Source organism: Cytobacillus dafuensis (assembly GCF_007995155.1).
Lineage (GTDB): Bacteria > Bacillota > Bacilli > Bacillales > Cytobacillaceae > Cytobacillus > Cytobacillus dafuensis.
Genome location: NZ_CP042593.1, coordinates 950,469 through 964,665, shown reverse-complemented (window position 1 = coordinate 964,665; position 14,197 = coordinate 950,469). Strand labels below are relative to the sequence as shown.

General features: G+C 35.9%; 13 protein-coding genes. 3 read left to right on the top strand and 10 right to left on the bottom strand.

All coding sequences use genetic code 11. The features are described 5' to 3' along the window. Both FSZ17_RS04765 and FSZ17_RS04760 read left to right on the top strand, forming a co-directional pair. Positions 1–519, top strand: a complete 519-nt coding sequence (locus FSZ17_RS04765; RefSeq protein WP_057776029.1) for a sigma-70 family RNA polymerase sigma factor — start codon at positions 1–3, stop codon at positions 517–519. Continuing rightward, positions 512–1,846, top strand: coding sequence for a DUF4179 domain-containing protein (locus FSZ17_RS04760; RefSeq protein WP_057776030.1), 1,335 nt, complete (start codon positions 512–514; stop codon positions 1,844–1,846). Before FSZ17_RS04765 ends, FSZ17_RS04760 begins: the two co-directional genes overlap by 8 nt. Positions 1,847–1,967: 121 nt before the next feature. On the opposite strand, the gene FSZ17_RS04755 is transcribed toward FSZ17_RS04760, so the two are convergent. The 6 genes from FSZ17_RS04755 to FSZ17_RS04730 all read right to left on the bottom strand — a co-directional run bounded on the left by FSZ17_RS04755 (position 1,968) and on the right by FSZ17_RS04730 (position 7,349). Beyond that, complete coding sequence (locus tag FSZ17_RS04755; RefSeq protein ID WP_057776031.1) at positions 1,968–2,561, bottom strand: lysophospholipid acyltransferase family protein; 594 nt, start codon at positions 2,559–2,561, stop codon at positions 1,968–1,970. Between the two features lie 172 nt (positions 2,562–2,733). Continuing rightward, complete coding sequence (locus FSZ17_RS04750; RefSeq protein ID WP_057776032.1) at positions 2,734–3,897, bottom strand: ABC transporter permease; 1,164 nt, start codon at positions 3,895–3,897, stop codon at positions 2,734–2,736. A gap of 13 nt (positions 3,898–3,910) precedes the next feature. Continuing rightward, on the bottom strand, positions 3,911–5,167 hold the full coding sequence (locus FSZ17_RS04745; RefSeq protein ID WP_057776033.1) for a hypothetical protein: 1,257 nt from the start codon (positions 5,165–5,167) through the stop codon (positions 3,911–3,913). Then, entirely contained in the window at positions 5,164–6,042 is an 879-nt protein-coding gene (locus FSZ17_RS04740) for an ABC transporter ATP-binding protein (protein ID WP_057776034.1), read from the bottom strand. The genes FSZ17_RS04745 and FSZ17_RS04740 overlap by 4 nt, the downstream gene beginning before the upstream one ends. Next, positions 6,029–6,799 (bottom strand): hypothetical protein, encoded by a 771-nt coding sequence (locus tag FSZ17_RS04735; RefSeq protein ID WP_057776035.1) that lies wholly within the window; start codon positions 6,797–6,799, stop codon positions 6,029–6,031. The genes FSZ17_RS04740 and FSZ17_RS04735 overlap by 14 nt, the downstream gene beginning before the upstream one ends. After that, positions 6,792–7,349, bottom strand: coding sequence for an RNA polymerase sigma factor (locus FSZ17_RS04730; RefSeq protein WP_057776036.1), 558 nt, complete (start codon positions 7,347–7,349; stop codon positions 6,792–6,794). The genes FSZ17_RS04735 and FSZ17_RS04730 overlap by 8 nt, the downstream gene beginning before the upstream one ends. A gap of 231 nt (positions 7,350–7,580) precedes the next feature. Here FSZ17_RS04730 and FSZ17_RS04725 point away from each other — a divergent pair, with 231 nt between their 5' ends. Next, a complete protein-coding gene (locus FSZ17_RS04725; RefSeq protein WP_057776037.1) occupies positions 7,581–8,660 on the top strand; it encodes a nitric oxide synthase oxygenase in 1,080 nt (359 codons plus the stop codon). Between the two features lie 69 nt (positions 8,661–8,729). Here the strand turns inward: FSZ17_RS04725 and FSZ17_RS04720 are convergent, their stop codons facing one another. From FSZ17_RS04720 to FSZ17_RS04705, 4 genes are all read right to left on the bottom strand, one after another. Beyond that, on the bottom strand, positions 8,730–10,046 hold the full coding sequence (locus FSZ17_RS04720; RefSeq protein WP_057776038.1) for a cytosine permease: 1,317 nt from the start codon (positions 10,044–10,046) through the stop codon (positions 8,730–8,732). Positions 10,047–11,083: 1,037 nt separating this feature from the next. Further along, positions 11,084–11,833 (bottom strand): twin-arginine translocase subunit TatC, encoded by a 750-nt coding sequence (gene tatC / locus FSZ17_RS04715; protein ID WP_057776039.1) that lies wholly within the window; start codon positions 11,831–11,833, stop codon positions 11,084–11,086. Positions 11,834–12,149: 316 nt separating this feature from the next. Then, complete coding sequence (locus FSZ17_RS04710) at positions 12,150–12,329, bottom strand: twin-arginine translocase TatA/TatE family subunit (protein ID WP_057776040.1); 180 nt, start codon at positions 12,327–12,329, stop codon at positions 12,150–12,152. Positions 12,330–12,406: 77 nt separating this feature from the next. Continuing rightward, entirely contained in the window at positions 12,407–14,128 is a 1,722-nt protein-coding gene (locus FSZ17_RS04705) for a metallophosphoesterase (RefSeq protein WP_057776041.1), read from the bottom strand. Between the last annotated feature and the right edge of the window lie 69 nt (positions 14,129–14,197).

The following is a 14,197-nucleotide window of genomic DNA, read 5'->3' as shown; positions in this document are numbered from 1 at the left end:
TTGGAAATAATAGAACTCATTAAAAATGCACAAAAAGGAGATGATCAGGCCTTTTACGAATTAATGCAGATTCACAAAATTCGCTTGTTAATAATAGCGATGTCTTATTTGAGAAATGAGGGAGAAGCATTAGAAGCCTTGCAAGAGGTAACTTTCAGAGCATATCGCTCCATTAAAAAAGTACAACAAGCTGAATATTTTTCTACCTGGTTAATTAGAATTATGCTCAATTACTGCCATGATCACATTCAAAAAAATAAGAGATATGGAGATAAAAGTTTAATAGAAAATAAAGGAGAAACGGTGGATTACAGTAGAAGCATAGAAATTGAGGAAGCCTTAGAAAAAATAGATTCACACTCTCGTGAGGTCATTATTCTTAAGTATTATCATGATTTAAAGATAAAGGATATTGCTGATATTTTAGATAAGCCTGAAAGCACAATTAAAACATGGCTTTATAAAGGATTGCAAGCACTTCGAGAGCAACTTGAAGAAAGGAGCGAGTTGAATGTTTGATTTTGAAAAAGAAGAAAAGGAATTAGAAAAATCGCGAAATACTCTTCAGGATCTATCCATTTCAGATGATATTGCAAATCAGGCCATTTTAGAAGGAATGAAGCGTGCAAAAGCTATGAAGATGAGAAAGAAAAAATTTCTCCCCATAAAAGTATTTCTAGCTGCAAGTTTATTCATTATTAGCCTTATTACATCTGTAAAAGTTTCCGATACAATGGCGGATTACATTTCAAATGTACCAGGCATAGAAAAAATAGTGGAGTTTATCCGTCAAGATAAAGGTTTATTAGCTGCTGCTGAAAATAACTACTTTCAAAAAATTGGAACAACCGTTGAAAATGGCGAGGTAAAAGTAACGATAGATTCAATTGTTCGAGATGAAAAAGAACTATTAATATTCTTCAATTATAGAGCTAAAGGTGTAGTTGACCAAATCTTCCCAGAAGAAATATCATTACTTGATGGCAATAGAAATATTCTTCCTTATAGAGCATACTACTCAAACCTTAATCCTAATGGAGAAAAAAAATACGTTAATAAAGCGACAGCTAGAGTTCCCTTAGCTGATGGGGACATCTTACCCGAAGAGCTTATTTTATCCTTTGCATTTAGTGTAAATGATAAAATGCTTAATCAAAATATTGATATACCTCTTACATTAGATGAAGATAAATTTGCAGCCAAAAAAGTTATAAACATGAACAAATCCATTAAAGTTGAAGGTCAAGAGATAACAATAAAAAAAGTAACGATTTACCCTACTCAAACAGCAATCGATATTATGCTTAATCCAGAAAACAGTAAAAAGATTTTTGGCTTTAATGATATACATCTAGAGGATGAAACAGGAGAAAAATGGGAGGAAATTGAACCTAATGATTTTATATCATATGAAAATGAAATGGTCATTTACTTACAAAGTAACTATTTCTCTGATCCAAAAGAACTTTACTTGGCTTTTAGCTCCATCCGTGCAGTCGATAAAGATGAGCTTTGGGTGGAAATTGACCCTCATAAGAAAAAAATTATTAAAGCACCGAAAGACGGCAAAATATCAAGTGTATATAAAAGGTGGGAAGAACTTGCCATTACATTAGAAACCAATCCGAATTTTTTTGATAAACAAATTTTTACGTATGCAGAAGATTTAAATGGAAATATCATAGGTAAGGGTAAATCATTTGGTGGGGGTGGTTCACCAAATAATAACTATGTGACCTATTATGTCCCGTATCCAACTAAAGAGGCTGTCGCTGGACCAATCAAGCTTAAATTATTAGATTACCCGGCCACTATCAATAAAAAAATCAAATTGAAAATAAAATAGCTATCATTACCTTTAAACTTCCAGAGAAGTCAATCAGCAGACCTTTTTAATCTCCAAAAAGGTCTGCTGATTTATACAATAATATCTGCTATTCAATTAAAATTCCACCAATCTCATACCCTTACAATCCTTTTTCCAACCTTCTCATTTCCTCTTCCAACAACTCTACATATTTTTCAATCATTTCATCTCTACTTAACCCTTGCTTGTCTTCCTGAAATAAAATTGGTTCCCCGAAAGCAACAATCGACTTTTCCTTAAAAATCTGCGAAAAGTTTGTTGGTCCTTTAAAGACTGCAGGCAATAATGGGGCGTTTGCCTTTATTGCAATCGTGACAGCACCTTTTTTTAATGGCACATCCTCACTTGTTCTTGTGCCACTTGGAAAAATACCTACGCATTTATTTTCCTTTAATAGTTTAAGAGGTATTTTCAAAGTGCTTGGACCGGGATTTTCCCGATTAACCGGAAATGCTTTAATCGATTGAAAAAATCGATTCTTCCATTTCCCTTCAAACAGCTCCTTCTTTGCCATATAGTGAACGGGGATAGGATATAATGCAATTGCCAGCATAATGACCTCCACCCACCCCTTATGAGTACAGGTTACTACATATCTTTGACCAGAAGGAATATTTTCTTTTCCCTTAACTTCCAATCTGTTAAAGAGCTTTATGATAAAAAACAGAATACTGCTAATCAATTTATATAACATGTGCACCCTCCAGTTGAATAACATATAATCCTAAATTTGGCATCTGGTACTAATACTAAGTGTTGATAGTACAAAAGTCTATATTTTATTCAAAAAAATATAGACTGTGAAAGTATTTCCCCCAATATCAAAGAAAAACAAGACCTTCAAAATAGTCTTGTCTTCTTATTCTCTATTCAAATAAAATATCCTGATTTTTCTCCCGCCTCTTTTTCCAAATAAGCAGGATAATAGGAGAAATAATGATCACGCAATACAAAACAGCAACTTTCAGCTGCGAACTGTTGATTAAAAAAGCCTCACTTAGCAGGGATTTATTAAAGATAAGCACGCATACGAGCACAAAGATGGGCAATTGAAAGCCGATGATGGCGATGTAGTTCTTGCAAATACTTGAAACATAAATCGCTACGAGAGATAAAGACAACGATAGCACATAGGTTAACCCAATCGTTACAATTATTAATTGCAAAAAAGTAAAGTCGTACCAATACACCGTGCCCATAAAAGAATTGATCCCACTAGCAAGAAACATCCCGATATCATTTGTAGCATACATGCTGTAATATACAACCAAAAGAATCGTTGTAATCAAGAAGGCCGAAAGTACCCCTGCAGCAACCTTTTTCTTAAATAAACTTCTTCCTGCCTTTGAGGTGTACTGTAAACCAATCATATTATTCTTATAGTCTCTAATAAAAATCGGTGAAATCATAAATAGAACACTTACTAGAATGGTGATTGTTATATTTTTACTAATTGAATGGAAGTTATCCTCCACAGGATAAGCAGGAAAAATAGAATTGACGGCACCAGTGTTGACTACTTCTTGAATCCTCCGCTCCTGGTCCTCTGTTGGTTGCTCAATATAACCATAGCCGTAGCGTTCTTTAATATATTCAAAATCCTCAATAATGTCTTCTCTTGCAGGAATCTCCCAAAAAAAATCAACACCTTTATCAAACACTATTTTTGAATGCAGCTGACTATAGGCAGGATTTTTATCCATATCAATATTCATTTCTCGACTTTCTTCATAAGTCGTAATGCCAAGCTCTGCAAATTCTTTATCTGACTGGATATATTCATCTGCTTTCTTTATTTCTTGCTGAAGTACCTCTTTAAAATCCTTTAATTCTATTTCATCTAATTCGTGACCATATTTTTCAACCATTTCAATTCCAATATGATAATGATCCGTCGCTGGTCTGCCATTTGGAAAAACAGATATGTCAAAATCTATGAAAATATAATACATGAGCATATTTATTAAAACTAAAATCAGCAGCATGACCGGATTAAAAATTTTCTTCATTTCCTGCCATATGATCCTCAAACTATCCACTCCTCTACTTTAGATCACATTTACGAAAACTTCTTGCACAAAAAAGAACGCCAAAAAGTAAAATCACAAACCAAACTACAACTGTAATCACCTCAAAATAGGCTGTAAACGTAACCGCTCTATGCATAAACCATACAAACGAATTTAGTACAAGATTAACTGGTGTGAAATATCCTAATAGGAAAGCTATACTACTACGTGGAATAATTCCTTGATTAGCAAAAATCACTCCAAAAAGACATAGGAAAATAAAGAATACTAGATAGCTATTCCGTACATATCGAGCTAAAATAGCCGTCATCATAGTAAATAAAATGATTAATAGATAAGCTAAAACAATACAAGCTGCTAAATACTCAAGGAATGAGAAATTCCACCAGGACATAAACCATTCTTTTCCTGCATTGAAGAAATTGCTGATTGGTACATGCCAAAATTCCTTATAGGAAAACACACTGAAATAAGCTATCATCCCTACAGCCAATATTATAGTGAATAGCAAAACATTGATGATTAGCGCAGCCCTTAGCTTATCTCCCCATAATCCTCTTCCTCTTTTTGAGCTATAAGCAATTAAATAAGTTCCTTTATCAAACTCAAAATTTATTATATAAGCCGTTACAAGGACTGTCAGAATTAGGCTTTCTATTAAGATGGCTTTAAACATCTTTTTAAATAGCAATAGATGTGTTTCAAACACTCTTTGCGATGGGAAAAGATGCTTATATTCCTTATTTTCAAGTACTTCCTGATAGCGTTCCGTAAATTTCCCATACTGACTTCTAATCAATTCGGCCGCCTGCCCACTAATTCCATACTGCTTTATCTCAAGTTCAGCGATTGCTATTGGATCAATGTTTTGAAAGCTTTCTTCTAAATGAAGACTAGTGAAATAGTAGTATTCAAGCAAAGCTATATCGTTAAAAAGCAAAAGCTCTTTTTCATTAAAATGATCAGCTGGATAAAAGGATTGATCAGAATAAAACTCGTCCATGCTTTCATAAGTTTTTGACAGAACTTCATTTGTTTTCTCATTTACCTTTTTCATCTGGGCTTCATAATCTTGCTTCATCTTGTCCAGCATTTCATCATTGATTTCCGTTCCATATTTATCAGCAAATTGATTTACCTTATGTAAATCATCCTTAATAAAGGAATTTTCATAGATTAAGAAAAAATTAAAGGCAATAAAAATACCTAAAAGCCCGAGGATAATCGGCGAATGGAATGCTTTACGAATTTCATACAGCAGGATCCTCATACCTTTTGCTCAGCCGCTTTATCCTGATATTGATAAAGGAAAACATCCTCTAGTGTAGGTCTCACACGCTTCCATTCTGGTCTCATATCTTCAGCTGCAATGAATCGAATATTCATCCTGCCATTGTCTTGCCTTTCAGAAAGTGATAAATAATTCTTCCGAAAGCCCTTTACCTGATCAAAATCCATTTCTATTTCATACACTTTGCCATCAAGCTGCTGACAAATTGACTGGATGCTGTCTTTATAAAGAACTTGCTTATCTTTTATCATAATAATTTCATTCGCAATGGACTCGACATCCGACACAATATGGGTGGATAAAATAACAATTCGATCTCGAGCTAAGTCAGATAAAAGATTTCGGAAACGAACACGTTCTTTTGGATCAAGACCTGCAGTCGGTTCATCTAGGATTAAGATTTTGGGATTATTCAGCATTGCCTGAGCAATTCCAACTCTTTGAATCATTCCTCCCGAAAACTTTCCCATCTTCTTTTTGATTGCATCCTCCAATGCAACAAGCTTAAGCAACTGAGGAATTTTTTCATTTGCAGATTGCTTAGAAATCCCTTTAAGAGCGGCTAAATATTGTAAATACTGATACGGATTGTAGTTCTTATAATAGCCAAAGTTTTGGGGAAGGTAACCAATTAAATCCCGATACCTCTCACCCATACTAAAAATATTTTGTCCCTCATATAGAATTTCTCCTTTTGTTGGAAACAGCAAGGTTGTCAGCATTTTTATTAAAGTTGTTTTCCCCGCTCCATTCGGGGCAAGCAAACCATATACTCCGTTCGAAAACTCAAGCTGGATATCCTGTAAAACTGGAAAATTCCCGAAATCCTTACTTACACTATTAACTGTTAACATAGCTGATTGCTCCTTCCCTTTGATTCTGAATGATGAACTCTTTTATCTTCTTCAAAAATAAATAGGCAGATAAACAAATGACAATTCCATATAAATACCATGGGACAGAAACAAGAAGTTGCTGGTAAACGACTGAATCAATAAAAACAAACAAAGCGTTTAGCCCTATCCAGCTCATGACTGCTGCCACCTTCGTAATCATCTTTTTTAAAACTGTAAACACATATAAAAACAATAAGGAGAAAATCAGCAAGGAAGTTGTCGAAATCATGAATGCCTGAACGAAATGCACAGTTGAAAATTTCATCGCCATAGCAAGTACCCATACCGTGTTTAATAGAAAACAAAACACGCTAAATATAAGCATTCGAAAAAAAGCTAGTTGATACAGGTTATATTTGCATGTCATTTCTACTTCAAATGTTCCGTTCATTTTACTGTGTAGAAATGGCAATAGAGAGAGCACACCATAAAGAATTGGTGAAACAAGCATGATGATACCGTAAAAACTAGAAGATGACTCATACCTCTCCTGACCACTCGTTAAAACTGCAAACATCAAGATCACTGCCATCGTCACAGCAGTTAAGATTTCCTTTCTATCCCGTATTAAAAAACGAACGCCAATTTGTCTGTACATACTGAGTAGTAGTCTAGGAAATGATTCTCTCTCAATCCTGCCTTTTTTAACAATCGCAGTTATTTCACGTTCAATAATTTTTTTATCAGGGTAAGAGAATTGCTTTTCATCATTCATCAGCATGAACCTCCTTCACTTCTTTCCGTACAAACCTCAAGCTTCGATAATACTTTGTTTTAACTGTCGATTCAGGGATTTGCAATGTTGCTGCAATTTCTTGAAAGGTATAATCCGCAAATAACTTAAGACGAAATATTTGCTGAAGAGAAGTTTCTAGTTCATTGACAGCCTCCATAACAGTCCCTATCTCATCCTTCTGCAGCAGCATTTCCGTAAAGTCTTCATCCCCGCTAATTGCTATATCGGCAAGATCCTCCGAGAGATTGCGTATTTTATAATGCTTCGAACGAAAATAATCGACTATTTTATAAGTAGAAATCTTGTATAGCCATGTTCGAAACGAAGCCCTTTGCCCTTCAAACTGATTGAGTCCTTGGAGCATATTAATAAAGATTTCCTGTGTTAAATCGAGCGATTGCTCTTGATCAAGAGTCTGTTTGTAAACATAATGATAAATTTCGCGGTAATAGATGGAAACAAGTTCATTCGCTGCCGCTTCACTTCCCTTTTTCTTTATTAATTTAATCAGCTTAAGCTCTTTGTCCATTTCTCACCACTCAATTTCTATAACATCATCTGTTTTATAAGCTTATACCTATATATTCGTAAAACAAGAATAAATAGTTTTGCCTTTTCGTACATTTTTTAAGAAAAGATCTTTTAATCCAAAAAACTTTATTACTTTTATTAAACGAATTTGCACAAACTAGCCATCAGGGAAACGGGCGAATTCCTTATGGTATAATCAGGATAGTCATTCAACAAGGAGGATTTACGTTTGATTACGGATTTATTTAAAGATGCAGAAGAATTTATTCGAAGCTGCTACTATGAGTTAAATAAAAGTGAACAAGAAATAGACAATCGTTTGAATGAAATTAAAGAACAAATAAATAGAGTCGGATATTATGAACACACTGCAGAAGAATTAGAGCATGGAGCTAAAATGGCTTGGCGAAATAGCAATCGGTGTATTGGAAGGTTATTTTGGGAAAGTCTAAAGGTGTTTGATAAGCGAGATTTAAATACCGAAGAATCCATTCGAGATGCTTTATTTGAGCATATCGAGTATGCTACGAACCAAGGTCGTATAAGGCCTACAATTACTATTTTCCCACAGAAAAAGAACAAGGAATCAGTCAGGATATGGAATCATCAATTGATCCGTTATGCCGGTTATAAAACAAAAGATGGCATTATAGGTGATCCTGATTCTATCGCTTTTACCGAAATATGTATTGGGCTAGGCTGGAAGGGGAATGGGACGCACTTCGATGTACTTCCTTTAGTCATTCAAATGAATGATAATCGCCCGCAAATGTTTGAAATACCAAATGAACTTACCCTAGAGGTTCTTATACGTCATCCTCACTATAAGTGGTTTGAAGATATGCAGCTTAAATGGTATGCTGTTCCGATTATTTCGAGCATGAGTCTTGAAATAGGAGGAATTCATTATTCTGCTGCTCCTTTTAATGGTTGGTATATGGGTACTGAAATCGGAGCAAGAAATCTAGCTGATGATTTTCGATATAATATGCTTCCGAAGATTGGTTCATTAATGGGATTAGATCAAAGCAGAAATAGTTCTCTCTGGAAGGACCGAGCATTAGTTGAGTTAAATGCTGCTGTCTTATATTCATACAAAGAGGATGGAGTCAGTATCGTTGATCATCATACTGCGGCACAGCAATTTAAACGATTTGAGGAAAAAGAATCAGAGTGCGGACGACCTGTAACAGGAGACTGGACATGGCTCATTCCCCCAGTTTCTCCTGCTGCAACACATATTTTTCATAAGCCATATAATGATGAAACAAAATCACCGAATTATTTTATTCAGCCTTTACCTTATTAATTTTTTTAGCAAGGAGAAAAAGCCGGCCTGCATTTATTTAAGCAGGAACGGCTTTTTGTTATTACTATTCTATACTGCTTTATTCTCTGAGATTTCACCAGATGCTGGCTTAAAAAACAGACTGCCAATATAAAAGAAAACAGCAGAGGAAACAATTCCAGAAAAAGCAACAGAAAATTCTGGTGCATTGTAGTTAACAATTAATGCGACAACGGAAGCCAAACCCCATGCAATGAATGCCTGCGGTCTCCATTTCATTGTTTCAGCAGACAGGTTTTTGGATTTTCTTTTTAGAACAATTTGGTCCATTATAATGATTGTCGCAATTGGCGGAACAATTAAGCCTAGAAGTTCTAGCCAAGTTTGAAATGCGTTCCAAATTCCAGAAACGGCAGCGATAATCCCGATTATTCCTAATACTATTGTTAACGTTCTCATTTTTCCGCCAGTCATATGTGACCAACCAACCGCACCATTGTATAAACAGTGTGTACAACCGACACCTAAATTAATAAATACAAATATAATAGCTAAGGCTGAAAGCACCGGGCCTTGTCCTGATAAGATGGTAATAAAATCTCCGCCGTTAACTTCAGGGTTCAGGACAACACCACTCGCTACAATAATAGCACCAATCACCTCAGCTAGGAATTTTGCGAATGGAAATGCAGTAAAAGCAGCTAAAAACCCTTCTTTTCCATTTTTTGCCCAGCGTGTAAAGTCCGCCGTCATTGTACCAGAATCAACAAATGTTGCAAATACCAAAGTAACGGCAGCACCGAAGGACATCACACCTACTCCAGGACTTGGCTGGTAATTTAAGATGTCTGTAGTACCAGATTTTAATGAGATTACTACTGAAATGATTCCTAGTAAAAGATACATCGGTGCAGCAATCCATCCTAATATGGTTAATGCTTTAATTCCGATAAAAGTTGCGGCCACATAAAGGATACCGCCTATGATAGTCATCAATAGCAAGTTAGCTCCGAATGAACGGAACATTGTGTCACCGGTAAGACCTACCATCAGTGCAAACCACCCAATTACAACTGTGGAAAGTAATCCTGATACTGCATAATAACCAAATCGCCCAAATGTTCTTTGAGCCGTTATGGAAAAATTCTCTCCTGTTTTCCCTGCAAGATAGCTTAGCGATCCAACTATGAGGCACAAGAGTAAGTTTCCGGCCAGGATTGCTGCGACACCAGCTTTGAATCCGAGCATGGCTGTAACCACTCCGCCTATCACCGCACTTGTTAAAACCATAGGAAAACTATACCAAACCGCTGCTACAGAAGAAAATTGTTTTCGGTATTCCTGAGGTACGGGAGTGTGTTCAAACTCCGGGTCTAATAGCTTTTGCTCAACGTTGTTGGCTGACATACATTTCCCCCCAATAGAACATATTTTTTCAAATTATTCTTCTCTGGTATTTATTACTGAATAAATACTATTCTTTAGGTCATATAGCTAAATGAATTACTGCTGATCCTCGCACACTAATTGCCTGTCGGAATGTAAAGGTGACCAGATTTTTCTTATACCAACTGTGTTATCTTTTTTCTCTGAAGATTTTCTAAATGTAAAAAAAACGAGTATTTATCATGTTTAAGTTGAAAGATTCCTCCTTTTTATCACTTTACACTTCATAATGAAAAGGCATATACGACCTATATAACGAGTATAGAACCCATTCCTTTAGTGGTCTTTGTAAAAGGTAACCAAAAATAATTAGGTATTGTTAGGCGATATAACCAATAATTGGAGTGGAAAATTCGATTTTTTGTCATTAAATAATTCCGCTAGAAATTTGTGAAGGACAAGGTTTTAATTGATTTCCAGTACTAATAAGCTATATTTAATATTTTGAAAGATGAATCATTGGGGAAGCTAGCACTTTTACAGAACCAGTTGGTGAAATTCTTACATGCCATAATATATTAAAAGACCGCGCTTGGATTTACAGTCCAAGCGCGGCCTTTTCCTGTTGAGACGATTAGAAAAACTTGGCGTTCGCCAAGTCTTTTTTGGCGAATGCCTTAGTTTTACTTATGCGATCTTATTAGCAGATATTTAATTGTAAACACACTTTACTTTAGTACGTTAATAAAGTGAAACTTCCATCAGTGGGGGTTTTTCGACGCACAGGACGTGCTAGTGCCAACGTTGCCACAGGACGTGGCGTTCTTAGTCGGCCTTCATCCCCCACTGATGGTTAGTTGCGGCCCACAGGAAGTGGGTCACGCAGACGTTGCCACACGATGTGGCGCTTTTAGTCTGTGTTCATTTTACGGGCATTTACGGGCAGTTGATCCCCCACTTACTCTTCTTTGCATACGCGAATCCTTGAAGTGGGGGTCTTACTGCCCGTTAATCTGCGATAAACTTAAAATTTCTTATTAGCCAAAAGTAGTCGATTTTTAATAAGACACTTGCTCCATTTTTATTTCGTTATCCGCTTGCTCCTTCTGTTTCTTTCGATAAATAATTTTTGACAAGTTAATACTTATCTCATACAAAATGACAAGAGGTACTGTCACTAATATATCTGATATAAAATCAGGCGGTGTAATCAAAACAGATGTGAGAACAATTAAAAAGTACGCGATCTTTCGTGCCTTCGAAAGAATCATAGGATTAATGATCCCGATAGAAGTTAGGAACATAACCACTAGAGGAATTTCAAACAAAAATCCAAATGGCAGTGTCATATTAATCATGAACTTGAAATACTTTTCAGATGTAAACAGTGTTTCAAATTGCCCTTCAGATAAGGACAATAAAAATTTAAGAACTGTTGGATATACAACGAAATAACCGAAGGACAAACCAGCGATAAAAAGGATAAACAATCCAGGAATGTATGAAATCGTTGTTTTTCGTTCTTTTTCAGAAAGCGCTGGTTTGACAAATCTCCATATTTGATAAGCGGCAATTGGAATGGTGAGAGCAATCGCGACTACACCTGAAAGCATAAAGTATACCCAAATAATTTCACTTGGCCCTAGTACAGCCAATTTATGGTTAAGATCACGAATAAGCCATGCATAAATATCCTTCACATAAATGAATGATCCGATGAAAAAAATGATTAAAGCAATCAAAGTATAGATAATCCGTTTCCTAAGTTCATCGAGGTGCTCTGTCAAATGCATCTTTTGAATAGGCATACAGTTTCTCCTTTCTGAAAAAATGACTATGTTAAACTTCCCCGTTGATTTCCGCTGCAGGCACTTAGCGATCGCGGGCGGTCCGGAAGCCTCCTCGTCGCTATCGCTCCTGCGGGGTCTTCCTTTGACTCGCTTCTCCCGCAGGACGTTGAATAATCTCCCTCGATTAAACACCGCACGAAGGAAATGCGAATGCATTTTCGAGGATCTCGCGCCTTCCGCTCCAATCAACAACAAAATAGCATTATCAACACTGAGCTTTAACACAGCCAAAAAATAAGAAGATGTAAGCTTACAACTTACATCTCCGCTTGATTTACTTAACTTGCTCCTTTTCTTCTTTTTCGTCTGACATTAAATCCTTAGCAGAGTGTTTAAATTCTCTTAGTGTGTTACCGAAAGCACGTCCAATTTCAGGCAACTTAGATGGGCCGAATACGATTAAAGCAATGATAAGAATTAATATTAATCCTGGTACGCCGATATTTTGAAACATGTTGTCTCCTCCTTATAATTGAATCTATTTTTATCAACAGCCAAATGTTTTAGGATCTTCATTCATTTCTAGTTTTCTTAACTGCCAACGGTGAATGTTGCTGATGCAACAGCATCATAACCGCTGCCATAGAAATAAACCAATTTATACGTTGAACCTTCCTTGTATCTTCCTGGATACATATTATTCTTTGGATTATAAGTAAACTTACACGTTCCATCTGTTACTTCAGTGTACATCCACCATATTGAAGCAATTGGTCCCGGTTCATCATTTATTTCATATAAACCTATCCAATCACTTTTCGGAATTCTAGCATTTTCAACCGTAACTTCTACCGTATCTTCTACTCCGTTTAAAACATTTTTAGATAAGCTAATGGTTACTTCTTTTACTACACCGTCCAGCGTTTTCCCTAATACTTTCAAAGAGCTATTACTTACATTTCCGTATGCATCAAGAGCATGCACTTCAATCTCATAGGTTGTGTTTGGCTTCAATTCGTCAATTGGCAATGTTAATGGATTTGGTACAGGATCTTTATAGAATTCTGAGAAAGCAAGAAATTCTTTCGCTACTTCTTTTGTATCAGCATTTCTTGCTACCACTTTATAGTCGTGTACAAGAAGATCGTCTTTCGCTTGAGTAAACATGATAGCTAAACTAGTAGCAGTCGTTTTTTCATTAACTATGGAAAGCATCGCATCGTTTGTAAAAAATGGTGCTTTTTGATCTCTATCTTCTGTGTATTTAAAATTATGCTTATTAGCAGGATAGCTGATTTCGAACGGTTCACCTGTCCAGTCATCGTTATGAATATCACGGCGTTTAATAATTAATTTATTGTTATAAACTTCTACAATCAACGCTTGATTTAGGAAACTTGCCCCCTCAGGCACTTCTCCTTGAATTCTTCCACCATCTAGCCACAAATAGGCACCTGTAGAAGTTCCGATAGTCGTAAAATCTTTTTGATGAATGATTCTAGGGTCATCTAATGGATAATGTGTGTGACCAGAAAACGTGACGACTTGCGGATATTCTTTCAACGTATCGTAAAAAAGGTCTCTATTCTGAGAGAAGCCCCATTCGCTTCCATAAATGGTGCCTTTGATAGGCTGGTGATGGAAGACAAAAATTGGTTTTTTCGGATCATCATTATTTGCTATCTTTAATTGTTCACCCATCCATTCAATTTGCTTCACTGAAAAGGTCCCAGATGTGTTGCCATCTTCCGTACCAAGAACAATGAAATGGTAACCTTTGATTACCTTATGATAGAAAATCGATTCCATCCCTGTTTTCTCACAGAACCGTTTATGAGAATTAGCTGCTGATAAACCATTCCAGTAGTCATGGTTACCAATAGCAAACATAGAAACTGCTTGAGGCTGTTTTCGTGGATTATATGCAGACATTAACTTATCATATTCTAATTCAGTTCCCAAATCCGTTAAATCTCCAACAACGACAAAAGCATCTTGCTTAGGAGCAACTTTATTTAACTGTTCTAATGTAGTAATAAACTTATTTAAAAAATCATCGCTCTGACGTTGAATATGGACATCGCTTATAACAGGAAAAACTAGATCTGGTATATTTCCATTTGAATGTATAACAGAAGTGCTAGATGCTGCACTCACAGATAAACTATTTAACGAGTTTACTAGAGAAAATCCTAATGCAACTCCAGCAACTTTAGTTGCTCCTCCTAAAAAGGTCCGTCTATCCAACTCCTTATTAAAAAGATCATCGTGTAACGTTTTTTCATCTTCATGGTTCAATTTATCGTTATTCATTATTATTACTCCTCTCAAATGATAGAATAGTTAATTTCAATTCCAAGGAAAAAGATCACTTAATTATGT